18 protein-coding genes are annotated in these 24,673 nt (G+C 70.6%); 8 read left to right on the top strand and 10 right to left on the bottom strand.

The window, feature by feature from the left end:
* Positions 1 to 83: 83 nt before the first annotated feature.
* On the bottom strand, positions 84 to 7,871 hold the full coding sequence (locus RZ1_RS04695) for a non-ribosomal peptide synthetase (RefSeq protein ID WP_072809656.1): 7,788 nt from the start codon (positions 7,869 to 7,871) through the stop codon (positions 84 to 86).
* Positions 7,872 to 8,047: 176 nt separating this feature from the next.
* Between RZ1_RS04695 and RZ1_RS04690 the strand changes: the two genes are divergently transcribed.
* The 4 genes from RZ1_RS04690 to RZ1_RS04675 are packed head-to-tail and all read left to right on the top strand — an operon-like array spanning position 8,048 to position 12,364.
* Positions 8,048 to 9,196, top strand: a complete 1,149-nt coding sequence (locus RZ1_RS04690) for an isochorismate synthase (RefSeq protein WP_072809770.1) — start codon at positions 8,048 to 8,050, stop codon at positions 9,194 to 9,196.
* Positions 9,193 to 9,963 (top strand): SDR family oxidoreductase, encoded by a 771-nt coding sequence (locus RZ1_RS04685; RefSeq protein ID WP_072809654.1) that lies wholly within the window; start codon positions 9,193 to 9,195, stop codon positions 9,961 to 9,963. The genes RZ1_RS04690 and RZ1_RS04685 overlap by 4 nt, the downstream gene beginning before the upstream one ends.
* Before the next feature lie 21 nt (positions 9,964 to 9,984).
* Positions 9,985 to 11,667, top strand: coding sequence for a (2,3-dihydroxybenzoyl)adenylate synthase (locus RZ1_RS04680; protein WP_072809653.1), 1,683 nt, complete (start codon positions 9,985 to 9,987; stop codon positions 11,665 to 11,667).
* Between the two features lie 28 nt (positions 11,668 to 11,695).
* The gene (locus RZ1_RS04675) at positions 11,696 to 12,364 is read left to right on the top strand and encodes an isochorismatase family protein (protein ID WP_072809651.1); all 669 of its coding nucleotides are present in this window, start codon (positions 11,696 to 11,698) and stop codon (positions 12,362 to 12,364) included.
* Positions 12,365 to 12,391: 27 nt separating this feature from the next.
* Here RZ1_RS04675 and RZ1_RS04670 read toward each other — a convergent pair whose 3' ends face one another.
* Positions 12,392 to 14,221, bottom strand: coding sequence for an ABC transporter ATP-binding protein (locus RZ1_RS04670; RefSeq protein WP_083583529.1), 1,830 nt, complete (start codon positions 14,219 to 14,221; stop codon positions 12,392 to 12,394).
* 86 nt (positions 14,222 to 14,307) lie between these two features.
* On the opposite strand from RZ1_RS04670, the gene RZ1_RS04665 reads away from it, so the two are divergent.
* The 4 genes from RZ1_RS04665 to RZ1_RS04650 all read left to right on the top strand — a co-directional run bounded on the left by RZ1_RS04665 (position 14,308) and on the right by RZ1_RS04650 (position 16,851).
* Entirely contained in the window at positions 14,308 to 14,754 is a 447-nt protein-coding gene (locus RZ1_RS04665) for a MarR family winged helix-turn-helix transcriptional regulator (protein ID WP_072809650.1), read from the top strand.
* Positions 14,751 to 15,434 (top strand): alpha-ketoglutarate-dependent dioxygenase AlkB family protein, encoded by a 684-nt coding sequence (locus tag RZ1_RS04660; protein WP_072809648.1) that lies wholly within the window; start codon positions 14,751 to 14,753, stop codon positions 15,432 to 15,434. Before RZ1_RS04665 ends, RZ1_RS04660 begins: the two co-directional genes overlap by 4 nt.
* A 115-nt stretch (positions 15,435 to 15,549) precedes the next feature.
* On the top strand, positions 15,550 to 16,302 hold the full coding sequence (locus RZ1_RS04655) for a PE-PPE domain-containing protein (RefSeq protein WP_083583520.1): 753 nt from the start codon (positions 15,550 to 15,552) through the stop codon (positions 16,300 to 16,302).
* A 60-nt stretch (positions 16,303 to 16,362) separates the two neighbouring features.
* On the top strand, positions 16,363 to 16,851 hold the full coding sequence (locus RZ1_RS04650; RefSeq protein WP_072809646.1) for a MarR family winged helix-turn-helix transcriptional regulator: 489 nt from the start codon (positions 16,363 to 16,365) through the stop codon (positions 16,849 to 16,851).
* A gap of 94 nt (positions 16,852 to 16,945) precedes the next feature.
* Here RZ1_RS04650 and RZ1_RS04645 read toward each other — a convergent pair whose 3' ends face one another.
* The 8 genes from RZ1_RS04645 to purD all read right to left on the bottom strand — a co-directional run bounded on the left by RZ1_RS04645 (position 16,946) and on the right by purD (position 24,636).
* Complete coding sequence (locus RZ1_RS04645; protein ID WP_072809644.1) at positions 16,946 to 17,746, bottom strand: family 1 encapsulin nanocompartment shell protein; 801 nt, start codon at positions 17,744 to 17,746, stop codon at positions 16,946 to 16,948.
* Positions 17,743 to 18,756, bottom strand: a complete 1,014-nt coding sequence (locus tag RZ1_RS04640) for a Dyp-type peroxidase (protein WP_072809765.1) — start codon at positions 18,754 to 18,756, stop codon at positions 17,743 to 17,745. The genes RZ1_RS04645 and RZ1_RS04640 overlap by 4 nt, the downstream gene beginning before the upstream one ends.
* Before the next feature lie 102 nt (positions 18,757 to 18,858).
* Positions 18,859 to 19,278 (bottom strand): HIT family protein, encoded by a 420-nt coding sequence (locus RZ1_RS04635; protein ID WP_072809642.1) that lies wholly within the window; start codon positions 19,276 to 19,278, stop codon positions 18,859 to 18,861.
* Positions 19,279 to 19,321: 43 nt separating this feature from the next.
* Complete coding sequence (locus RZ1_RS04630) at positions 19,322 to 19,945, bottom strand: TetR/AcrR family transcriptional regulator (protein ID WP_238071724.1); 624 nt, start codon at positions 19,943 to 19,945, stop codon at positions 19,322 to 19,324.
* 68 nt (positions 19,946 to 20,013) lie between these two features.
* On the bottom strand, positions 20,014 to 21,435 hold the full coding sequence (purB, locus tag RZ1_RS04625) for an adenylosuccinate lyase (RefSeq protein ID WP_072809640.1): 1,422 nt from the start codon (positions 21,433 to 21,435) through the stop codon (positions 20,014 to 20,016).
* Between the two features lie 11 nt (positions 21,436 to 21,446).
* Positions 21,447 to 22,079, bottom strand: coding sequence for a TetR/AcrR family transcriptional regulator (locus tag RZ1_RS04620; RefSeq protein ID WP_072809639.1), 633 nt, complete (start codon positions 22,077 to 22,079; stop codon positions 21,447 to 21,449).
* A gap of 82 nt (positions 22,080 to 22,161) precedes the next feature.
* Complete coding sequence (locus RZ1_RS04615) at positions 22,162 to 23,340, bottom strand: pyridoxal phosphate-dependent aminotransferase (protein ID WP_072809637.1); 1,179 nt, start codon at positions 23,338 to 23,340, stop codon at positions 22,162 to 22,164.
* A gap of 42 nt (positions 23,341 to 23,382) precedes the next feature.
* Positions 23,383 to 24,636, bottom strand: coding sequence for a phosphoribosylamine--glycine ligase (gene purD / locus RZ1_RS04610; RefSeq protein ID WP_072809635.1), 1,254 nt, complete (start codon positions 24,634 to 24,636; stop codon positions 23,383 to 23,385).
* Positions 24,637 to 24,673: the final 37 nt, after the last annotated feature.

Here is a 24,673-nt window from a genome sequence, read left to right as displayed (position 1 = left end):
CAATCGTCTCGTTCGCGGGGCGACCTCCGCCCACGCATGTTTGGTTAGGCTAACCGAAACTTCTGCACAGTCAAGCGCGTGATTCACCCGAATTCGAGTGAGAACTCGTCGATCTCGGACTGATCCAGGTCGCCCAAAGTCAAATCGGACGGGGTGAAACCCCCCGCGTCGTCGGCCGACGCGTGACCGGCGAGCGCACCGAGCGCTCCGATCCAGTTCTCGGCCAGCTCCGCGACGACCTGCTCCGGCACGAGCCCCGGGCTGTATCCGAAGGTGCCGCGCAGGACCGGCCCACCGGGCGTGTCCTCGGTGAGCACCCCGATCTCGACGGCATGCGAGACCGGCATGTCGACCTCGACGGCACCGCCCAGCGCCGACGACTCCGGCGCACCGGACCACGGCCCGCCCTCGGTCTCGCCCAGCGTGAACCGGCCCAGGTAGTTGAACCCGACCTCCGACGGCACCGCGGCCGCGAATTCGGACCCCCCTTCTGCGTCGAGGTGCCGAAGCATGCCGAATCCGATTCCGTTGTCGGGAATCTCGCGAAGCTGTTCCTTGACCCGCTTGAGCGCCTCGCCGGCCTCGCCGGCACCGGAGAAGGCCCGGGCGACGTCGAGTCCGGTCACGTCCAGGCGCACCGGATACAGCGACGTGAACCAGCCGACCGTGCGCGACAGATCGGCGCCGGCGACCACCTGCTCCTCGCGTCCGTGCCCTTCCAGGTCGACGACGAGCGCTCCCGCCCCGCGGGACCGGGCGGTCGCCAGCGCGAGGGCGGTGAGCAGCACGTCGTCGATCCGGGCGTGGAACCGATCCGGAACGGTGGTGAGCAACGCCTCGGTGATCGTCGACGGAACCTCGACGTGCACCACGGCGGTGCCCGACATCGTGTCCCGGCCCGGATCGATCGCGCGCGAGGCCACGCGGACCCGGCCGTGGGCCGCGGTCATCCGCCGCCACAGCGGCGCCTCGGCCCGCCGCCCGGAGACCGCGTCGAGAAGCCTTGCCGCCCAGACACGCAGCGGTGTCCCGGACCGGGCGGGTGCCGTACCGGCGGCCGCGCCGGCAAGGTCGGGCACCAGGATCCGCCAGGACACACCGTCGACGACGAGATGGTGCACGGCGATCAGGACACGTCCCTCCGTGCCCGGTCCCGCGTCGAAGAGCACCACCCGCACGAGCACACCGGATTCCGGGTCGAGACCCGCATACGCCTCCTGCGTCGCGGCGACGATCAGCGCCGACGGGTCGTCCACGCCGGCGATGTCGATACGGGAGACCACCTCGCCGGCGCGGACCGCACCGACCGGCAGCACCTCGAGCGTGCGGGCGTGCGCGTCGAACACCGACCGCAGCGCGTCGTGCACATCGAGCAGCGCCTGCACGGCACCGGTGAGCGCCTCGGCCGTCAGGCCCGCCGGGGTCCGCAGCAACCGGGACTGCGCGTACCGCTTGTACGGGCCGCCGCGGTCGAGCATGTCGTGCACGATCGGGGTGGCAGGCACCGTACCGAGCGCCGCCGCGGCGTCCACGTCACCGGTTGCGGCGTCGACGGCGGCGACCCGCCGCAGTCCCGCCGCAGTCCGGTGCTCGAACACGTGCCGGGCCGTGAATCGCAACCCGGCCGCACGGGCCTTGGACACCAACTGGATCGAGACGATCGAGTCGCCCCCGAGCGCGAAGAAATCGTCGTCGGGACCGACCGTGTCGAGGCCGAGCACCCCGGCGATCACCGCGCACAACCGGAGTTCGATGTCGTCCGCGGGCTGCCGTCCGGCCGCGGTCACGACGAACACCGGCGCCGGCAGCGCCTTGCGATCGACCTTGCCGTTGGCGGTGACAGGGAACGCCTCGAGCACGACGATCGCGGCGGGCACCATGTGCTCGGGCAACCGCTCGGCGACGTGCGCACGCAGCGCCTCGATATCGAGGGACGCGCCGGGGTCGCCGGTATCGGCCTGCGCAACCACGTAACCCACGAGTCGTCTGCGACCGGGATCGTCCTCGCGGGCGATCACCGCGGCCGTTGCCACCGCCGGGTACGCGGCGAGCACGGACTCGATCTCACCGAGTTCGACGCGGAATCCCCGGATCTTCACTTGATCGTCGCTGCGACCGAGATATTCGAGCACCGGATCGGTTCCCGCCCAGCGCACCACGTCGCCGGTGCGGTACAGCCGCCCGCCCGGCTCCCCGAACGGGTCGGCGACGAACCTGCCCGCGCTCATGCCGGGCCGGCCCAGGTACCCGCGGGTGACGTGCGGGCCGCCGACGTACAGTTCACCGGGCACACCGGGCGGTACCGGGCGCAGGTAGCGGTCGAGGACGTGGGCGCGCCCGCCGTCGATGGGAACGCCGATGTGCGGGCCGGTCGCGGTGGTCACGACGGATCCGGCGGAGTCGACGGTGCATTCGGTGGGCCCGTACATGTTGACCGCGTGGAGATCCGGCGCGGTCGCCAGCTGCGTCCACAGTTCCGCCGGGACCGCCTCGCCGCCCAGGGCGACGACCGCCGGGCGGTGCGCCGCAGCGGGATCGAGCAGTCCGTGCGCGACGAGCTGCGTCATGAGCACCGGTCCGCAGTCGAGCCCGTCGATGCGGTGGTCGCGCACATACGCGACGATCGCTTCGGCGTCGGCGAGCAGCTCCTCGGCGAGGACGTGGACGGTGTGGCCGCCGAGCATCGCCAGCAGCGGGTCGATCGACGAGTCGAAGGTGAAGGTGTAGCTCAGCAGCACCGACCGTCGGGTGACGGCGGGATCACCGAAGGTGCGGGTGCGCACGGTCTCCCACAGGTTCACCGCGCCGCGATGCGGCACCACCACACCCTTGGGAGCACCGGTCGAGCCGGAGGTGTACACCACGTAGGCGGCGTTGCCGGTGCGTGCCGGCGACCGCAGGTCCGCGTCGATGAGCGGATCCCCCGCGTACCGCTCGGCGTCCGCGATCGCGGCCGGGTCGAGGACGACGGTCACCGCCGCGTCGCGCAGCATGTACTCGATCCGCTCGGCCGGATAGTTCGGGTCGACGGCGAGGTACGCACCGCCGGCCTTCCAGACCCCGATGATCGCGGCGACCATTACTCCGTCGCGCGGAAGCTGCAGGGCCACGACGGATTCGGCTCCGACACCCCGACCGGTGAGGTACCGCGCGATGCGGTTGGACCACGTGTCGAGCTCGGCGAAGGTCGCCGACACGGACGGGGACACCAGCGCGAGCTCGTGGGGTGTGGCCGCGAGCGACCGCGCGAACAGGCCGTGGAGCGTGTCCGGGACGCCGGCAGGCCGTGCGGCGGCCACGCCGGGACGACCCGCGCGCAGCCAGGCGCGTTCGTCGTCGGCGAGCAGATCGAGCCGGGACAGCCGACGGTCCGGATCGCCGGTGAGCGCGGCGAACGCCCGCCCGACGCGCGCGGCGAACGCGGCGGCGGTCGAGGCGTCGAACAGCTCCCCCGCGTATTCGACACGCACACGCAGGCTTCCGTCGGGCGCATCGATGACGTCGAAGGTCAGGTCGAACATCGCGGTGTCGTTGGCGACGAACGACACCGCCGGCGCGAGGTCGGCGAAGGCGGTGAGCCTGGGCGGGGTCTGGTACTGGACCATCACCTGGAACAACGGATGCCGGGCGGCGCTGCGTTCGGGGTTGACCGCCTCGACCACCCGATCGAACGACACGTCCTGATGCGCGTACGCGGTGACATCGGTGTTCCTGATGCGGGTGAGCAGTTCCCGCACGGTGGGATCCCCGGACAGGTCGGTGCGCAGGACCACCATGTTGACGAAGAATCCGACGAGGTCGTCGAGTTCGGGCGCGGGCCGGCCCGCCGTCGGTGACCCCAGCGGAACGTCCTCACCGGCGCCGCTGTGCGACAACGCGAGTGCGACCGCGGCATGGACCATCATGAACATCGTGGTGCCGGTGTCGCGGCCGGCCGCGCGCACCGCGTCGGCCACGTGCGCGGGAACCGGGTACTCGACGCTGCCGCCGGCGTACGACGCGACCGCCGGCCGCGGCCGGTCGGTGGGGAGGTCGAGTTCCGTGGGCAGGCCCGCGAGTTCGTTGCGCCAGAACTCCAGCTGCCGTGCCGCGCGGCTGTTCTCGTCGCCGGGGTCGCCGAGCAGATCGCGCTGCCACATCGCGAAGTCCGCGTACTGCACGGGCAGCGGTTCCGGCGCGTACGACGCGCCGCCGGTGCGCTCGGCGTAGAACCCTCCGAGGTCGCGCATGAGAAGCGGCGTCGACAGCTCGTCACTTGCGATGTGGTGGGCGAGCAGCAGCAGCACGCTGTGATCCGGGCCGATCGTCAGCAGCCGGATACGCAGCGGCACTTCATGTTCGAGGTCGAACGCGTGCCGGGCCTGCGCCAGCAGCTCGTCGTCGAGGGCGTCCGGGGCGACCGGCACGACCGCGAAAGGCACCTCCGAGCCGCCCGGCGCACCGGGGGCGCCGAGCACCCGCTGCATGCCGACGCCGTCGTGTTCGACGAGGACGGTGCGCAGGCTCTCGTGCCGGGTCAGCACGTCGCCGACGGCCCGGCGCAGCGCATCGTGGTCGAGGTGCCCGTGCAGCCGGACCGTCACCGGCACGTTGTAGGTGGGGCTCGGCCCTTCCAGGCGGAACAGGAACCAGAGTCGCTGCTGCGCGTGGGACAGCGGCGCGAGGCCGTCGCGGCGCTGCGGGACGAGCGGCGGCCGGTTGCCGGTGCCGTCGGCGGCGGCGGCGCACTCGGACGCCAGGTCCGCGACCACGGGGTGATCGAAGACGGTACGGATGGTCAGTTCCACGCCGAGCTCGTTGCGGATCCGGGCGAGCAGTTTCGCGGCGGACAGGGAATGCCCTCCGAGCGCGAAGAAGTCGTCGTCGGCGCCGACGGTGTCGAGTCCGAGAATCCCGGCATAGATGTCGCACAGCGCGCGTTCGAGTTCGGTTTCCGGGGCTCGCGACGACACGAGCGCCGCGAAATCGGGTTCGGGCAGTGCCCGGCGATCGAGCTTGCCGTTGGAGGTCAGCGGCATCTCGTCGAGGACGACGACCGCGGCCGGCACCATGTAGCCGGGCAGCCACTCGGTGAGCCGGGTGCGCGCGTCGGCCGGTTCCGGCACACCGTCGCCGACGAGATACGCGACGAGCTGCGCGATTCCGGACTTGTCGGTGCGCACGACCGTCGCGGCCCGCGCGACACCGGGCAGGCGCAGCAGTGCGGCGTCGACCTCGCCGAGCTCGACGCGGAATCCGCGAACCTTGACCTGGTTGTCGCCGCGGCCGCGGTACACGATGCGCCCGTCCTCGGTCCACAGGCCGCGGTCACCGGTGCGGTACAGCCGCGTGTGGGCCGGGTCCGAGCCCGCGAACGGATTCGCGACGAAGCGCGTCGCGGTGGCGGCCGGGGCGTCCAGATATCCGCGGACCACGCCGGGACCGGACAGGAACAGCTCGCCCTCGACACCCGGCGGAACCGGCGCGAGACCGCTGTCGAGGAGGTGGGCGCGCAGGTTCGCGACCGGTCGCCCCACGACGGGTCCGTCGGTGTCGTGGACGTCCGCGACGAGCGAGTCGACGGTGCATTCGGTCGGCCCGTAGAAGTTGAACGCGGCGCCGGACCGGGCCCGCAGTCCCTGCCACAGCCGTTCGGTCACCGCGTCGCCGCCGAATCCGACGGTCGGGACGGTGCCGGCCGGGAACAGCTCGTCGTCGACGATCTGCTCGAGCTGCGCCGGCGAGAGTTCGACGAAGTCCCAGTCCTCGCGCCGGGCACGCGCGGCGAGCAGACCCGCGTCGCGCTGGGCGATCTCGTCGGCGATGTGCACGGTGTGGCCGGCGAGCATCCACAGCTGCGGTTGCCAGGAGGCGTCGAACGCGAACGACCAGGCGTGGCCGACGTGCAGGTGCTCGCGGCCGGATTCGCGTGCGGCGCGCGAGTACACCTGGTCACGGTGACTGTGGAACAGGTTGACCAGGCCACGGTGCGGCACCAGCACACCCTTGGGCCGTCCGGTGGATCCGGAGGTGTGGATGACGTACGCGATGGAGTCGAGGGTCATCCGCACCCCGCGCTCGGCGTCGGTGAGCGGCGCGTCGGGTAGCTCCGCCCTGTCCGGGTCGTCCAGCCGGATCCGTTCGGGCGCATTCGGAATCGAGGCGATTCGTTCGTCGGTGCCGGCGGTGGTCAGCACGCGGGTGGGTGCGGCGTCGGCGAGCACGCGGGACAGCCGTTCGAGGGGTTGGTCGACGTCGAGCGGCACGTAGGCCGCGCCGGATTCGAGGACCGCGAAGATCGCGACGAGCGCGTCGACCGTGCGGGGCACCGCGATCGCGATCCGCCGTTCGGTTCCGTCGATGCCGCGGTGTGCGATCAGCCGCCGGGCGAGACTGTTCACGCGCGACGAGAACTGCGCGAAGGTCAGAGTGGTGCCGGCGTCGGCGACGGCGGGCCGGTCGGGGGTTGCGGCCACCTGCCGGTGCAGCAGGTCGAGGATCGTCAGCTGCGGGTCGACGGCGGTCCGCGCCGGACCGGCCCACTCACGCAGGATCCGGTCCCGCTCGTCGTCGGCGAGAACCTGCACGCGCGCGAGCGGGGTGTCGTACCCGACATCTGCGACGGTTGCGAACAACCGCTCGAGGCGCGAGGCGTGGAGCCGCAGATCGTCGTCGGTGTAGACGTCGGCGTCGCCGTCGACGAACACCTCGAGGCCTGCGCTCTCGTCCAGCGGCCGGACCGTGATCATGAAGTCCTGGAGCGGTCCGCGGGCGATCGAGTGCACGGCGCCGCGGATCTGCCCGAAGCGCAACACGTCCCCGAACGGCTTGACGTTGACGGATGGGCCGATGACACCACGCGAACCGGTGGGCAGACGCAGGTCTCGCTGAATGTCCTCACCGCGGTAGCGGTAGTGACTGCGGCACAACGCGATCGAGTCGCGAACCTGGCCGACGAGCGTGGACAGTGTGTCCGCCGCGGTGGGATGCAGGCGTAGCGGGACGACGTTGACCGCGGACATCGGCACGTTGAGTGCCGCGCTTCCGAGCCGGTTCATCACCGGGAAGCCGACGGTGAGGTCCTCGTGCCCGGTGGCGCCGCGCAGGTAAGCGGCGACGAGCGCGGTTACCGCGTCGCCCCACGTGCCCCGGACCGTCCCGCCGAGCGCGGCGAGCGCGCGCTGCTGCTCGGCGTCGAGGGTGAAGCGCACCGCGCGCGAGCGGCGGGCGATGCCCCCGGGGCCCGGCCGCAGGCTCACCGCCTCCTCGATCCCGGCGAGATACCCGGCCCAGAAGTCGCGGTCGGAGGCGAACGCCACGGTGTCGCGGTAGTCCTGTTCCTCGCGGACCACCGGTTCGACGGGCGTGAAGCGCACGGTGGGTGCCTCCGCGCCGGTGACCAGCGCGGTGTAGTGCTCGGCGATGCGCCGGTTGAACAATCCGAAACCGTAGGCGTCGAGCACGAGGTGGTGACCGCACAGGTACAGCACGACACGGTCGTCGGCCAGGTGCAGCACGGCCGCGCGCACGCACAGATCGGCGACGGGGTCGATGACACGCGCGAGGTCGCGGTTCATCCAGTCCTGGGCGACCCGCCAGGGGTCCGTCTCGGCGCGCAGGTCCACGATCGGCGGCTCGGCGAGGGTGCGGGCGCCCGGATACTGGACGACCGTACCGTCGGCCGGCGTCCCGAAACCGGCCACGAGTACTTCGGATTCGTCGGCGGCGCGGCGGACGGCCTGCACTGCGGCGGCGAGGTCGATGTCGCCGCGCAGCTCGATGCATTCGGACGTGTTGAAGATCGGGTTGTCGGGGGCCAGCTGCTGCGCGAACCATACGCCCGACTGGGCTCGTGTGAGCGGCAGAGCCGGAGTCGCCGGGCGTGCGGGCACGTGGATCCCCTTCTTCTCTGATCGATTTCCTTTGGGCCGGACCGGATCACACGGCGTCGCAGGGACGCCGTGTGGGTCCGAACTGTACCAAAGGTTAGCCTAACCGTATATGTTCTCTCGTGGTCGAGTACCCCGCACTCGACCGTCCCCGTCACCGCTACCGAGAGGTGTGCGCAATGCAGGCACCGACCCTCGCCGCGCACGGCACCGACCCAGGTACCGTCGTCGCGCCGACCGGCACGGCACCGTTCGTGCTGTCCCGACCCCACGGCACGGTCGTCGGCGACGGCGTCGCCGACCGCTGGTCCTGCGTCGGCGACGCCGCCGCGGCCCTGCGCGCCGGAACGGTCCGAGCCGTCGTCGGCGCCCTGCCCTTCGACCCGGACCATCCCGCGGCACTGACGGCACCCCATGCCCTGACGCACGCGGCCGCCCCGATCACCGACACCGGCATCGCGCTCCCCCGGATCGGGATCGACGCCGCGTTGCCGTCCGAACGCGAACACGTCGACCGCATCACGACCGCGCTGATACGTCTGCGCTCGGACGACGACCTCGTCAAGGTCGTCCTCGCCCGCACCCTCGTCCTTCGTGCCGACCGGCCGGTCACCGCCGGGCAGCTGCTGCACCGCCTGGCCGGAAACGACCCGCACGGCAACGCTTTCGCCGTCGACCTGAGCCCCGCGGGCGGAAGCTCGCACGGACGCTACCTGGTCGGCGCGAGCCCCGAAGTCCTCGTCCGCCGCCACGGCGACCGCGTCACCGCGCATCCCCTCGCGGGGTCCGCGCCACGCCACACCGACCCCGAGATCGACCGCAGAACCGGTGCGGAACTCGCCGCTTCCACCAAGAACCTCACCGAGCACGCACACGTCGTCGCGGACCTGCGCGCGAGCCTCGAACCGCTGTGCATCGAACTCGACATCCCGGACCGGCCGACGCTGACAAGCACCCGCCAGCTGTGGCATCTGGGCACCCCCGTCTCCGGTCGCCTGCGCGACCCGTCCGTCACCGCGCTCGACCTCGCGGTCGCAGTGCACCCCACGCCCGCCGTCTGCGGCACCCCCACCGCCGCGGCCCGGGAACTGATCCGCGAACTCGAGGGCGACCGCGGCTTCTACGCCGGCGCGATCGGCTGGTGCGACGCCGCCGGCGACGGCGAGTGGATGGTCGCGATCCGCTGCGCCGTGCTCGACGCCGACGGCCGCACCATCACCGCACACGCAGGAGGCGGAATCGTCGCCGAATCCGATCCGGACGACGAACTCGCCGAGACCACAACGAAGTTCGGAACCGTCCTGGACGCGCTGGCGGTGCACCGATGAGCACGCCCGTCACCCTCGTCGTCGGCGCCGCCCAGGGCATCGGCCGCGCGACCGCACTCACGCTGGCCGGGGCAGGTCATCGCGTCGTGCTCGCCGACCGCGATCCCGAGGGTCTCCGCAAGACCGCGGCGCTGCTGGCGACGCCCGTGCCTACCTTCCCGGTCGATATCCGCGACGCCGACGCCGTCGACTTCACCGTCGGCAGTATCGAATCCGAGCACGGCCCCATCGCAAGACTCGCACACGTCGCCGGGGTGTTCTCCACCGCCTCGATCCTCGACGGCGACCCCGACGAGTGGCGGCGCATCTACGACGTGAACGTCACCGGCCTGGTATCGGTGCTGCGTGCCGTCGGCCGGAGGATGCGCGAACGCCGAGACGGGTCGATCGTCGTGGTCGGATCGAACTCCGCGGGCGTGCCCCGAATCGGCATGGGAGCCTACGGATCGTCGAAGGCCGCGGCCTCGATGGTCGTGCGCGTTCTCGGACTCGAACTCGCCGGGTTCGGGATCCGCGCCAACGTCGTCGCGCCCGGATCCACCGACACCGCGATGCAGCGGTCGCTGTGGGCCGATCCGGGCGACGACGCGGGTGCGCTCGGCGCGATCGCCGGCGACCCCGCCCAGTTCAAGGTCGGCATCCCGCTCGGCCGGATCGCCGAGCCCGCGGACATCGCCGATGCGATCGAGTTCCTGCTCTCCGATCGCGCCCGGCACATCACCATGCAAGCCCTGTACGTCGACGGTGGCGCGACCCTGCGCGCCTGACCTTCCCGAAAGGATCGTTTCGTGACATCCGGCCTCCGGCGCACCGCGCTCGCCGAAACCGCCCGCTATCCCGAGGAGTTCGCGGAGCTGTACCGCGGGGCGGGGTACTGGACCCCCGAGACCTTCGCGCGGTTCCTGCCGGCGCGGGCCGCCGAGTTCGGCGACCGGGTCGCCGTCGTCGGGCTCGACGCGCGCGGCGAGCAGCGGCGCCTGACCTACCGCGCGCTGGACGAGTCGGCGGCCCGGATCGCTGCGGGGCTCGCGGAACTCGGCGTGCACGCCGGCGACCGCGTGGTCGTGCAGCTGCCGAATATCGTCGAGTACACCGAGGTGCTGTTCGCGGTCTTCCGTCTCGGGGCACTGCCGGTGTTCGCGCTGCCAGCGCACCGCGCCGCCGAGATCGGCTACTTCTGCCGGTTCACCGACGCCGCCGCGTATGTCGTGGCAGCGGAGAGCGGCGGATTCGACTACCGGAACCTCGCCCGCGACGTGTGCGCCGACCTGGACACGCCGCCCGCGGTCGTCGTCGCCGGCGACGACGACGTGGAGGTCACCGCATCATCCCCGTCGCCGCGCTCGTCCGTCTCACTCGATGCGCTGCGCACGCGCGAGGCGTTTCCGCCCGCCGAACTCGACCCCGAATCGGTTGCCTTCCTTCAGCTCTCCGGCGGTACGACGGGGACCCCGAAGCTGATCCCGCGCACCCATTCCGACTACCTGTACTCGGTACGCGAATCGGCCCGCATCTGTGGGGTCGGCGCCGACACCCGCATGCTGGTGGTGCTGCCGGCCGCCCACAACTTCCCGATGAGCTCCCCCGGCATCCTGGGCGTACTGCACAGCGGCGGCACGGTGGTTCTCGCCCCGGATCCCAGTCCCGACACCGCGTTCGCGCTGATCGAGCGTGAGGCGATCACGATGGCCTCGCTGGTACCGCCTCTGGCGATGGCGTGGCTGTCGGCACGGGCCCGCAGCGAGCGCGATCTGTCGTCCCTGCAAGTGCTGCAGGTCGGCGGTGCGAAGTTCCCTGCCGAGGCCGCCAGGCGGGTGCGTCCCGAACTCGGCTGCACCCTGCAGCAGGTGTTCGGAATGGCGGAGGGCCTGGTGAACTACACGCGCCTCGACGACGACGAGGACACGATCGTCACCACCCAGGGCCGGCCGATCAGCGCGCACGACGAGATCCGTGTCCTCGACGACGACGGCGCTCCGGTGCCGTCCGGCGGCACCGGCCATCTGCTCACCCGCGGCCCCTACACGATCCGCGGCTACTACAATGCACCCGAACACAATTCGACGTCCTTCACCCCCGACGGCTTCTACCGCACCGGCGACATCGTCCGCCTCGCCGAGCACGGCTGCCTCGTCGTCGAGGGCCGCGCCAAGGACCAGATCAACCGCGGCGGCGAGAAGATCGCCGCCGAGGAGGTCGAGAACCACCTGATCGCCCATCCCGCGGTGCTCGACGCCGCCGTCGTCGCGATGCCCGATCGGTACCTCGGTGAACGCACGTGCGCGTTCGTCGTGACCGAGGGTGAAGCCCCGAAGGCGCTTGCGCTCAAGGTTTTCCTGCGCGATCGAGGCTTGGCCGGATACAAGATCCCGGACAAGGTGCGCTTCGTCGACGCGTTCCCCGTGACCGGCGTCGGCAAGATCAGCCGGAACGAACTGCGACGTGCGCTGGCCGCGACCTTCGAGAACTGAACCGCCCCAACCCGAGAAAGCGACGATCATGGCCCTTCCGAAATCCGTGTCCTATCCGCTGCCCGACGAACAGCCGGCGAACGTGGTGCCGTGGACGATCGATCCGGATCGTGCGGTGCTGCTGGTGCACGACATGCAGGAGTACTTCGTGCGCGCGTTCGACCGCTCCGCCGACCCGCTCGCGACGGTCGTGCCGAACATCGACGGGATCCGCGGTGCCGCGCGTTCGGCCGGTGCCCCGGTCGTCTACACCGCGCAGCCCGGCAACCAGAACCCCGCCGATCGCGCTCTGCTGCTCGACTTCTGGGGCCCCGGCCTGACGGCAGATCCGGCCGAGACCGCAATCATCGCCGACCTGGCGCCGCACGAGGACGATGTTCTGCTCACCAAGTGGCGCTACAGCGCGTTCATCCGCACCGATCTGCTCGAGCGGATGCGCGCGTGGGGCCGCGATCAGTTGATCGTCACGGGCGTCTACGCGCACATCGGCTGCCTGACCACCGCACTCGACGGATTCATGAACGATGTCCAGGTCTTCTTCGTCTCCGACGGCACCGCCGACTTCTCACGGCGCGAGCACGTCGACGCGCTGAACTACCTGGCCTCGCGGTGCGCGGTGGTGCTGCCCACCGGTGACGTCGTCGACGCGCTGGCGTCGGCGAAGGTCGCCGGGGACCTGGCCGTGGCGGGGGCCTGATCCACGCGGACGCGGCACCCGGCTTGCCTATACAGCGACGCGCTCGTCGCGGCGCATCGCGAGATCGGCGTACCGGCCGCCGCGTTCGAGCAGGGCGTCGTGGCTGCCCCGTTCGACGACCCGGCCGCGGTCGAGCACCGCGATCTCGTCGGCCGCACGCACCGTCGAGAGGCGGTGGGCGATGGTGATCGTGGTGCGGCCGCGGCGCGCGGCATCGAGCGCCTGCTGCACGGCCCGTTCGGTTTCGTTGTCGAGGGCGCTGGTCGCCTCGTCGAGCACGAGGATGCGCGGGTCGCGCAGCAACGTCCGGGCGATCGCGAGGCGCTGTTTCTCGCCCCCGGAGAAGCGGTGTCCGCGGGCGCCGACGAGCGTGTGGTAGCCGTCGGGCAGCGACACGATCAGGTCGTGGATCTGCGCGGCGCGCGCGGCATCCTCGATCTCGGCGTCGGTCGCGTCGGGCTTGGCATAGCGCAGGTTTTCGCGCACTGTCGCGTGCAGCAGGTAGGTCTCCTGCGAGACGACACCGACGAGCGCGGCGACGTCCGAGAGCGGAAGGTCGCGCAGATCGACACCGTCGATCGTGACGCGGCCGGTCGTCGGGTCGTGGAGTCGCGCGACGAGCGCGCCGAGTGTGGTTTTGCCGGAACCGGTCTCGCCGACCAGGGCGACCTGTGCGCCGGCCGGCACGTCGAGGTCGATGTGGTCGAGGGCGTTCCGGTCGGCGCCCGGGTAGCGCAGGCTCACGTTCTCGAAGCGCACCGCGCCGGCGACCCGGTCGAGGTCGAGGCGGACCGGCTCGGCCGGTTCGTCGATCTCCACGATCAGGTCCAGGTATTCGAAGATGCGGCTGAACAGGGCCAGCGAGGCGGTGACGGACACGCCCACGTCGAGCAGGCTCATGAGCGGACGGAACAGCGCGGCCTGCAGGCCGGTGAACGCGACGAGGGTGCCGATGGTCATGCCGCCCGAGGTCGCGGGCAGACCGGCGACGAGGTACAGGACCGCGGGGATCGCCGCGAACACGATGTTCATGGTGGCCATGCGCCACCGGCCCGACAGCTGGGCGCGGACCTCGAGGTCGGCGAGTTCGGCGGACGTGTCCGCGAAGCGCCCGGACATCGACGGTCCGGTCCCGAGGGTCTTGGACAGGAGCACACCGCTGATGGACAGGCCCTCTTCGATCTGGGTCTGCATGTCGGCCAGGCGACGTTGTTGACGGGCGGTGACCGCGCGGCGCATGAGGGCGACCTTGCGGGTCAACCAGATCGCAGGCGGCAGCACCACGAGGGAGAGCAGGGACAGGCGCCAGCTCAGCACGGCCATCGCGACGGCGGTGCCGACGACGGTGGTGATGTTGGCGGCGATCGACGTGGCTGTGGAGGTCACGACGTTCTGCATTCCGCCGATGTCGTTGGTCAGCCGGGACTGGATCTCGCCGCCGCGGGTGCGGGTGAAGAAGCCCAGCGACTGACGCTGCAGGTGGGTGAAGACACGGGTGCGCAGGCCGTGCATGATGCGCTGGCCCACGGTGGTGGAGATCCAGGTCTGGGCGACGCCGAGCACCGAGCCGGTGACGGTCACCGCGAGCATGCCCGCGACGACCCACAGCAACAGTGAGACGTTCTGCTCGGGAATGGCGTGGTCGATGGCCGCGCGGACGAGGAACGGGCTGGCGAGGGAGATCACGGACGAGGTGACGATGAGCGCCACCACGACGCCGATCTGCCAGCGGTAGGGGGCGAAGAGGGCGCCGATGCGGCGCAGGCTGACGGGTGAGTCCTGAAGCTGCCGCCGATCGAGGGGATCGACCTTGCCCCGTCGTCCGGGGCCGGGACCGCCGCCCGGGGGGAGGTGCATCACGAACACCACCTCCTTCTGAATCGATGGAATGTATTGAGGTTGCCTCACTAAGAGGTAACCGTCAAGTGCGGTACGCTTCGTGCATGGCCGATTCCCCCGCCGCGCTGCGCGATCTGCTGATCGCCACCACCCGCACGCTGCGACGACGCTGGCACCAGACCCTCGAGCCGTGGCAATTGTCACCTCACGAGCACCGCGCACTGCGCGTCCTCGGTGACGCCGGCCGCACCCGGGAATGCGGAGATGCCCGCGGTCCCCTCCGCCTGGGCGAGATCGCCAAGGCGCTGCGGATCGTGCCGCGCTCGGCCACCGAGGTGATCGATCGGCTCGAGGCCCGCGGGCTCACCGAGCGCCTGCCCGACCCCGCCGACCGCCGCGCGGTGTGCGTGCAGCTGACCGACGCGGGCCACGACCTCGCCCGGCAACTCGACGCGGCCCGCGACGCCGAGGCCGGCGAGTTCTTCGCCCTGCTCGACGACCGCGACCGCGCCGATCTCGCGCGGATCCTGCGCAAGCTCGTCGGACCGTGACCGATCCGCTCCCCCTCCCCATTCCGCGGCCACGACGCGAGGTCGCGCCCGGCGCGGTCCACGTCCCCGGCTGGCTCGATCTCGACGCCCAGCGTCGGCTCGTCGTCGCGTGCCGCGGTTGGGCGCGAGGCCCGGTCCCGATGCGGCGCACCGAACTGCCCGGCGGCGGGCGCATGTCCGTCTCGACGGTCTGCCTCGGATGGCATTGGAGCCCCTACCGGTACACCCGCACGGCGGTCGACGTGAACGATGCGCCCGTGGCACCGGTACCGGCATGGCTCGCCGATCTGGGTCGCCGCGCGGTCGCCGCGGCGTACCCCGATCCGGGCGCCGCCGACGGCTACGACCCGGACACCGTGCTGATCAACTTCTACACCGGCGATGCCCGGATGGGCATGCACCAGGACAAGGACGAACGCACGGACGCGCCGATCGTCTCGCTCAGCGTCGGCGACGCCTGCACGTTCCGTTTCGGCAATCCCCGGAACCGGGGCCGGCCCTACACCGACGTGCGGCTCGAGTCGGGCGACCTGTTCGTCTTCGGCGGCCCGTCCCGCTTCGCGTATCACGGTGTGCCGAGAGTCTTTCCGAGTACCGGCGACAGGCGAACCGGGTTGCCGGGCGGTCGCCTCAACCTGACGATGCGAACCACCGGACTCGACGCGCCGGGCGGGTCGTGACGGCGACACACCGCATTGGTCCACTCGGACGACAGGACGGAGTCATAAACCCCGGTACGCTGCGACTGTTCGATGTCATGGGGATTGACGTCGCGGGGTTCGAGGAGGTCCGGGTATGGCAGGCTCAGACGGTTCGGCGCTCCGAAACTTCGGACTGCTGACGGCCGTACTCACGGTCGGCGCGGCGTCCGCTCTCCTGACACCGTCCGTGGCGGCCGCGACTCCGGCGCAGCCCGGACCGGTCTCGTGCCCCGAGCGGTTCGTGCTCGCCGTCGACGGCACGAAGAACGTGAACTCCGCCGACTCCCTGGATCCGGAATCACCGCTGGCGCAGATCTCCGAGCGCTACCGCCGGCCGGGCACGATCGTCGAGCACATCCGGTATCCGGCGGTGGTCGTGCCGGTGCCGGACAGCGGTTCGAGCAAGGGATCGGACGGCATCGCCTACGACGAGTCGAAGGCCATCGGCAAGACCCGGCTGCGCGAGGCAATCGCACGGGAGCACGCGGCGTGCCCGAGTTCGGAGCTCGTCGTGCTCGGGTATTCGCAGGGGGCCGCGGTCGCGGGCGATGTCCTGGCGGAGATCGCACACGACAGCTCGGTTCCTCCGGACCGGATCCGGGGCGTGCTCTACGCGGATCCGCGCGACGAGAAGGGTGTCGAGTCGCAGTTCCCCGGACAGGTGGCTCCGGGCATCACGCTCACGGGCGGCCGCCACGATTTCGGTGCCATCCGGGTGGACCGCATCTGCCTCGCGGGCGACGCGGTGTGCGACGCCCAGACTCCGGCGGACGGACGGGACTGGTTCGTCGAGGATCTCGCCGGCTATCTGCTCCTCCACACCGACTATCCGGACTACACGGAGTGATTCCGACATTTCGTTAGCCCGCCACCGGTTCGCGCACTAACTGTCGGTATCGTCGACGAGGTGAGCTCCGACGCTGCCGTTCCGTACGTACCGACCCGCGCGGACGATCCCCTGGCGCTCGACCGTCAGGTGTGTTTCGCGCTCGCCGTCGCCAATCGTGCCGTGCTCGCGGTCTACCGGCCGATCCTCGAGCCGCTGGGCCTGACCCATCCCCAATACCTGGTGATGCTCGTGCTGTGGGAACAGGCGCCGCTGTCCGTCAAGGAGATCGGCCGGGTCCTGCAGCTCGACTCGCCGACACTGTCGCCTCTGCTCAAACGTCTGCAGGCGCTCGGTCTGCTCACCCGCACCCGCAGCACCGCCGACGAACGACAGCTCGTCGTCGATCTCACCGACGAGGGCCGCGCGCTGCGGGACCGCGCCGAGGCCGTTCCCGGTGCCGTCGTCGACACCCTCGGCGTGGACATCTCCGAACTCGAGGAGCTGCATGCCGTGCTGAGCCGCGTCAACGTGGCCGCGCTGAAAGCCGGAGCGCTGCAACACAAGTGATCCGAGTCTCGGCCCCCGGTGAGTACGCCCACCGAACGGACAGCCACACGCATCCGGCTGCGCGCGGCTGTCCGACGGCTCGGCGAATCCCGCGTCAGGCGGACCGGAGCGCCACGGACGCCTCGCCGGTGTAGACGAGGAACGTCAGTGATTCCTGGAAGTACAACCGGACGGTCTCGCTGTCGTGCGCCAGGTATCCGATGGACAGATCCTGACCGATCTGCAGGTCGAAGTCGCCACCGCGGGTGCTGAGCACGAAGGCGCCGTCGATCGCGGGTGCCCAGATGATGTCGCCGTCGATGAGCCGTCGGATCTGCTCCCGGATCGGGTAGCCGTGATCGGCCGTCTCGCTGACCTTCGTGAACTCGTCGGCGCCGAGCAGCACCGAGTAGGGGCCGCCGACACCGGCAAGACGCAGCTCCGACAATGCCTGGCTGATCGCCTCGGGGATGTCGCGGGGATCCTCCGGCAGGTGCACCGCGGGGTTCGACGAACTCGCCCGGATCCCCTCGATCCCGGCCGCCGCATAGCCCTCGAAGATCGCGCGGTCCTCAGCGAACGCGATCTTCTTCGCGGCCTCCTTCACCGGGTCCCAGTCGGAATCCTGCGCGCCGCGCTCGACGTTGTCGATTTCCTCCCGCGACAGTGTGAACGGCACCCGCAGCTCGACGAGCGGCGCGACCCGGTGGCGCCGCGACTGCACACCGTCGGCGGGTGCGGCGATCGCCTCGGTGCGACCCAGACCGACGGCTGCGAAATCCGCGCCGTGGGGGCCGGAGAAGTCCACGACCGTGCGGCCGGCGACGTGCCGCTTGAAGGTGCGGATCGCCTCCTCCTCGATGGACGCCCACGCGGCATCGGTGATCGGGGCGAGGTCGCGGTAAAGATTGTTCATTGCGTCGAACTCCTTCTCAGGGTGCCGATTCCGAGTGATCCGTCGACGGTGGGCTGCGGACCCGATTCGGTGCCGGCGGGCTGGGGCGGTGCGGGAAGATCCTCCAGGAACTCGACGGACGGGCAGAAGAACAATCCGCCGGTGACCGCCCTGGAGAAGTCGAGGATCCGATCGTGGTTGCCCGGCGGGTTGCCGAGGAACATGTTGCGCAGCATCTGCTCGGTGACATCCGGCGAGGCTGCGTATCCGATGAAATACGTGCCGAATTCGCCGCCGCCGATGCTCCCGAACGCCATGTTGGCGCGGACGATCTGCCGTTCGTTGCCGTCCGCGTCCGTGATGTTGTTGAGCGCGACGTGCGAGTTCGGCGGTTTGACGTCGTCGTCGAGTTCGATGTCGTCGAGCTTCGTCCGACCGATCGCGCGTTCCTGTTCCTCGACCGTCAACGCATTCCAGGACTCGAGATCGTGCAGGTACTTCTGCACTATCACGTAGCTGCCGCCGGCGAACTCGGCGTCCTCGTCGCTCACGAGTGCCGCCGCCACCGCATCGTCGTCTTCGGGGTTCTCGGTGCCGTCGACGAACCCGAGCAGGTCGCGCCGGTCGAAGTAGCGGAATCCGTGCACTTCGTCGACGAAGGTCGCGACCGCGCGCAGCCTGTCGTCGATCTTGGCGGCGAGTTCGAAGCACAGGTCCTGCGAGGAGGCCCGGATGTGGAAGAGCAGGTCGCCGGGTGTCGACGGGGCGTGGTGCGCACCGCCATCGAGTTCGACGAACTCGTGCAGTTCGGCCGGGCGCGGGCCGTCGAAGATTCGATCCCACAGGTGGGAGCCGACGCCGACGACGCAGGACAGACCCCCGTCGGGAATCCGGAACCCCACCGCGCGGCGCAGACCGGCGAGGTCTTCGAGCAGGTCACGGACGTCGGATTCTCCGCCCTCGCCGACGGTCGCGACGAGGAACATCGCCGCTTCGGTCAGCGGCGTCAGGATCGGTTGCGCACGGGCCACAAGGTCACCGTAGAGCACAGGACCGGACAAATCCGCCCCAACTCACCGGCCGCGGAGTCGGCGACGTCACCCCGAACCGGTATTCCGCGCCCGCCGCGGAGACTACGGTGCCAGCGCGTTCCGGATGGCCGCGGCCGTGCCGTCGAGCACCGTCCGGTTCGGGCTGCGGGGCACCGCGCGCAGACCGAACCCGTCACCGTGCCTGCGGGGGATCACGTGCAGGTGGACGTGAAAGACCTCCTGACCCGCGGCCTCGCCGTCGGCCAGGAACAGGTTCACGCCGTCCACGGGCAGGGCACCGGAGCGCAGCGCGGTGGCGATGCGCCGGCCCGCGTCGAAGATGCGAAAACCGTCCTCGGGGTCGAGCGCGTCCAGTCCCGGGGCATGACGCTTCGGAACGACGAGCAGGTGCCCGGCGGTGAACGGCCGGATGTCCATGAACGCGATCAGGTCCGGCTCGTCGAGCACGATGCTGGCCGGGGCGTCGCCTGCGACGATCGCGCAGAAGACACAGTCGGTCACCGCGGCGAAGCCTCAGTCGATGAGAGCGGCAGCCGGGTCGCGCTCACGCGATGTCCCGCACCGCCGCCGGACGGCGGAGGACGTCGAGCAGGCGCATCAGCTGCGCTTCGACCTCCGGACGGTCTCGCACGGGGTCGTCGCTGTGTGCCAGGTAGAGCATCGCTTCTTCGATCGCGGCGAGCAGCAGGTGCGCCATCACCGGTGAGGCCTGCGTGGACTCACCGTTCTCCCGGGCGATCGCCCGCAGCGATCGCTCGATCCGGCTGATCGTCGAGCTGCGGTGCGTTTCCCGTACCTCGGTCCAGCCGAGCACCGCCGGCGCCTCGATGAGCAGCAGGCGGCGGGTCGCCTGGTCGTACACCGAGTCCAACGTCGCCAGCACCGCCCGGGTCAGGCCCTCCCACTGGGTGATCTCGGGGTTGTAGGTACCGAGAGTCTCCTCGGCCGCGAGCTGGATACGCTCGATGACGCCCCGGAACAGTTCCCGTTTGTTCGCGAAGTGGTGGTACAGCGCACCGCGGGTGACCCCTGCCTGCACCACGATCTCCTCGGTTGCGGCGGCGGCGTAACCGTCCCGCAGGAAGATCTCCTGGGCGGCGTCGAGCAATGCGGCGCGAGTGCGCACCGCGTCCCGAACGCGTCCGGAGTTCTCGTGTTTGTCGGACAATTTTTTCTCTCCCCTGTTTATTCGGATACCCGATCGAACGTCCCCCCCGGGTGTGCGATGCGCCTGGCTCAGAGAATCGGAGCCGGCGTGTACTGCGCCGCCTCCGGATACCGCGCGACGAGGTCGTGTACGGCGTCCACCACGGACGCGACCTGCGCTTCGGCGGCACCGACGAATGCGGAACGGTCGGCGAGCGCGGCCTCGAGCGCGGCGCGGTCGAGCGGCAGGCGCTCGTCGGCGGCGAGGCGATCCAGCAGATCTGGTTCCCGGCCCTGCTCGCGCATCGCGAGCGCCACCGCCACCGCGTGCTCCTTGATGACTTCGTGGGCGGTCTCGCGTCCGACGCCGGCCCGCACCGCCGCCATCAGCACCTTGGTGGTGGCGAGGAACGGCAGATAGCGGTTCAGTTCCTTCTCGATCACCGCCGGGTACGCGCCGAACTCGGCGAGCACCGTCAGGAACGTCTCCATCTGGCCGTCGATCGCAAAGAAGGCGTCGGGCAGCGCGACGCGGCGCACCACCGAGCAGAACACGTCGCCCTCGTTCCACTGGGCGCCGGCCAGTTCGGCGCCCATCGACGCGTACCCGCGCAAAACCACCTGCAGGCCGTTGACGCGCTCGCACGAACGCGTGTTCATCTTGTGCGGCATCGCCGACGAGCCGACCTGACCGGGCTGGAAGCCCTCGGTGACCAGCTCGTGCCCGGCCATCAGGCGGATGGTGTGTGCCAGCGACGACGGGCCGGCACCGACCTGCACGAGCGCGGAGAGCACGTCGTGGTCCAGCGACCGCGGGTAAACCTGGCCGACGCTGGTGAACACGTGGGAGAAACCGAGGTGCTCGGCGACCTTCTGCTCGAGCTGCGCGAGCTTGCCTGCGTCGCCGTCGAGGAGGTCGAGCATGTCCTGGGCGGTGCCCATCGGGCCCTTGATGCCGCGCAGCGGGTAGCGGTCGATGAGCTCCCGCAGGCGCGTCAGCGCGATGAGCAGTTCGTCGGCGGCGGACGCGAACCGCTTGCCGAGGGTCGTGGCCTGCGCCGCGACGTTGTGGGAGCGCCCGGCCATGACCACGGCGGAGTACTCGGCGGCACGCTCGGCGAGCCGCGCGGCGATCGCGACACCGTGCGCGTGCACGTGCTCGAGCGACCGCACCACCTGCAGCTGCTCGACGTTCTCGGTGAGGTCGCGGCTGGTCATGCCCTTGTGCACGTGCTCGTGCCCGGCGAGCGCATTGAATTCCTCGATGCGGGCCTTCACGTCGTGGCGGGTGACGCGCTCGCGAGCAGCGATCGAGTCGAGATCCACCTTGTCGAGGACCCGCTCGTAGTCGGCCAGCGCCTCGGCCGGAACGTCGATCCCCAGCTCCGCCTGCGCCCTCAGCACCGCCAGCCACAACTGCCGTTCGAGCACGATCTTGTGCTCCGGCGACCACAGTTCCCGGAGCTCGGGGCTGGCGTATCGGGTGGCAAGGACATTCGGGATCAGGCTCACAACCCCACAGTTTACGGGTCCGATCTCACGGATCCTGTTTCGGCGGGCGGCGCGACGCTCCCGACGACGTCGAGCAGGATTCCGCGCGCCAGCACGCGCGGATCGGGATCGAACTCGCCGAGAGCGCCGAGGACGGCCCCGTCGACGGCCGCGACGAGCCTGCGGATCTGGGTCGGCTCGACGGTGCGACCGCACCGTTCCAGCAGGTCGGTGAGCAGTTCGTCGACTTTCCGGCGGGCGTGCAACTGGACCTCGCGCAGCTCGGTGTGGCGGGCGGTCGCGACGCACCGCTCGTATCGGGAGATCAGTTGTTCGCGCTCGACCTCCCCGACGCCCCGGGGCCCCACCAGCAGGTCGACGATCAGCTCGGCGGTCGACTCGAGGCTGCGGCGACACGGCGTCACCTCCTCGACGCGGGCACGCATCGCCTCCAGCTCCCGGGACGAGTTGTGTTCGAAGGCGCACGCCACGAGCTCGTCCAGGGATTCGAAATAGTAGGTCGTCGACGCGAGCGGCAGGCCCGCCCGGCTCGCGACGGCGCGGTGACGGACCGCGTCGATTCCGCCCTCGAGGATGAGCTCGGCTGCCGACTCGACCAGCGCCTGCCGGCGCCGCTCGCCTTTCGGTGTGGCAGCTGTGGTCACCCTGCCATCGTGACAGTCCGGGCCGCTCCCCCAGGGGGAAACGGCCGGACGCACGGGGGCCGCGTCACGGCACTGCGTGCCGTCAGGACGCGTGCAACCAGGCGCGCAGGCGCCCGAGGGCGTCCTCGATATTGGCGGTGGCGCCGGCGAACGACAACCGGACCGTCTCGTCGCCGCGGACGGTGTCGAAGTCAATACCCGGGGCGAGGGCGACCCCGGTGTCGTGCAGCAGGCGCGAACACCACGCGGTGGACGTCTCGCCGGGCCGCAGCAGGTGCGCGATGTCCGCGTACACGTAGAACGCGCCATCGGCGGGCGCGAGCTTCGTGATGCCCAGCGCGGGCAGACCCCGCAGCAGCAGATCCCGGTTCGCTGCGTACCGCGCGACGTGCCCGTCGAGCTCCGCGCGTGCCTCGGCACCGAATGCCTCGAGCGCCGCGTACTGGGAGATCGCCGGGGGACAGACCGTCATGTTCGACGCGAGCCGCTGCAACGGCCGCTGCAGCGACTGCGGCACCAGGATCCAGCCGAGCCGCCAGCCGGTCATCGAGAAGTACTTCGACACCGATCCGACGACCACCGATTCGTGGGAGGTCGACCACGCGGTCGACGTCGCCGGGGATCCGGGGGTGGCGAACTCGATGCCGTGATAGATCTCGTCGGAGATCAGCAGCGCGCCGTGGTCGTCGCACCACCGGGCCAGCGCGGCCAGCTCGTCCGGCTCGATCATGGTGCCGGTCGGGTTGGCGGGGCTCGCGACGATCAGACCCGCGGGCGGGGTGTCGAGTGCGTCGAGCATCTCGACGGTCGGCTGGTAGCGGGTGTCCGGGCCGCAGTCCAGCTCGACCACGTTGCAGCCGAGCGCCGCGAGCGTGTTGCGGTACGCCGGGTATCCGGGCCGCGCGACGACGACGGTGTCGCCGGGGTCGAACGCAGCGAGGAACAGCAGCGTGAACGCACCCGACGATCCGGTGGTGACCACGACGTCGTCGGCGTCGACGTCGATGCCGTAGCGGTCGCGGTGATAGCCGGCGATCGCCTCGCGCAGCGGCAGGATCCCGAAGGTCTCGGTGTAGCCGAGCAGTTCGGCGTCGATCCCACGATGGGCCGCACGCAGGACCGGTGCGGGCGCGGGCGTCGACGGCTGCCCGGCGGCCAGCGACAGGACGTCCCCGTGCGTGCGCTGACGTTCGGCCGCAGCCTTCCACACATCCATGACGTGGAAGGTCTCGATGTTCGATCGCCTGGATTCGTTACGCACGGACCCGACGGTAGTCCCCGGCGCCCGGCGACGGGCATCCGGTCAGACGGTGATGCGGCCCTCGACCGCGGCGAGCCCGATATCGGTGCGGAAATGCCCGCCGGGCAACTTGATGCCGGCGAGCGTCGCGTACGCCTGATCGCGGGCCGCGCTGAGGTCGGCGCCGACACCGACCACGCTGAGCACGCGACCGCCGGCCGAGACGACCGTGCCGGCATCGCCGTGTTTGGTCCCGGCGTGCAGCACACCCTCGGCGTCGGCACCGGTGATGACGTCGCCCGTGCGGGGGCTGGCCGGGTAGTACTCGGCGGCCAGCACGACCGTCACGGCAGCGCCGTCGCGCCAACGCAGCGGCGGCAGGTCCGCGAGCGTGCCGGTGGCGGTCGCGTTGAGCGCCTCACCGAGCGGGGATTCGAGCAGCGCGAGGACGGCCTGCGTTTCGGGGTCGCCGAAGCGGCAGTTGAACTCGACGACCGCCGGGCCGTCCTTGCCGATGGCCAGACCGGCGTACAGCAGACCGGAGAAGCCGCAGCCCCGGTTCACGAGTTCGGCGGCGACCGGCTTGACGACCTCCTCGACGATGACGTCGACGGTCTCGGCGGGCAGCCACGGCAGCGGTGTGTATGCGCCCATCCCACCGGTGTTGGGACCGGTATCCCCGTCGCCGACCCGCTTGTGGTCCTGCGCCGGCAGCAGCGGCACCACGGTTTCACCGTCGACGAGGCAGAACAGCGACACCTCGGGTCCGTCGAGGAACGATTCGAGCAGGACCGGGTGCCCGTTCTCGAGGATTTCGGCGGCATGATCGCGCGCGGCGGCCCGGTCGGTGGTGACGACCACGCCCTTGCCTGCGGCCAGGCCGTCGTCCTTGACCACCCAGGTCGGGCCGAAGCGGTCCAGGGCCTCGTCGAGCACGCCGGGCGAGTCGACGACCTCGCTGTGCGCGGTCCGCACACCCGCGGTGTTCATGACGTCCTTGGCGAACGCCTTCGATCCCTCGATACGCGCGGCGTCGGCGGACGGGCCGAAGCATGCGATGCCCGCGGCACGCACCGCGTCGGCGACACCGAGGACCAGCGGCACCTCGGGTCCGATGACCACGAGGTCGGCGTTCTGTTCCTTCGCGAGCGCGACGACCTGCTCGCCGGAGGCGGCGTCGACCGGGAACTGTTCGGCGATCTGCGCGATGCCGGCGTTGCCGGGTGCGGCGAGCACCGCGGTCACCCCGGGGTCGCGGGACAGAGCCAGGACGAGAGCATGTTCACGGGCACCGGAGCCGATAACGAGTACGCGCACGCAGCACAGACTACGGGACTGCACGGTCCGGACGTTT

The organism is Rhodococcus zopfii NBRC 100606 = JCM 9919, from assembly GCF_001895025.1.
GTDB classification, from domain to species: domain Bacteria; phylum Actinomycetota; class Actinomycetes; order Mycobacteriales; family Mycobacteriaceae; genus Rhodococcus; species Rhodococcus zopfii.
Note: the sequence above shows the minus strand (reverse complement) of the source record. Positions and strands in the feature narration are given on the sequence as shown.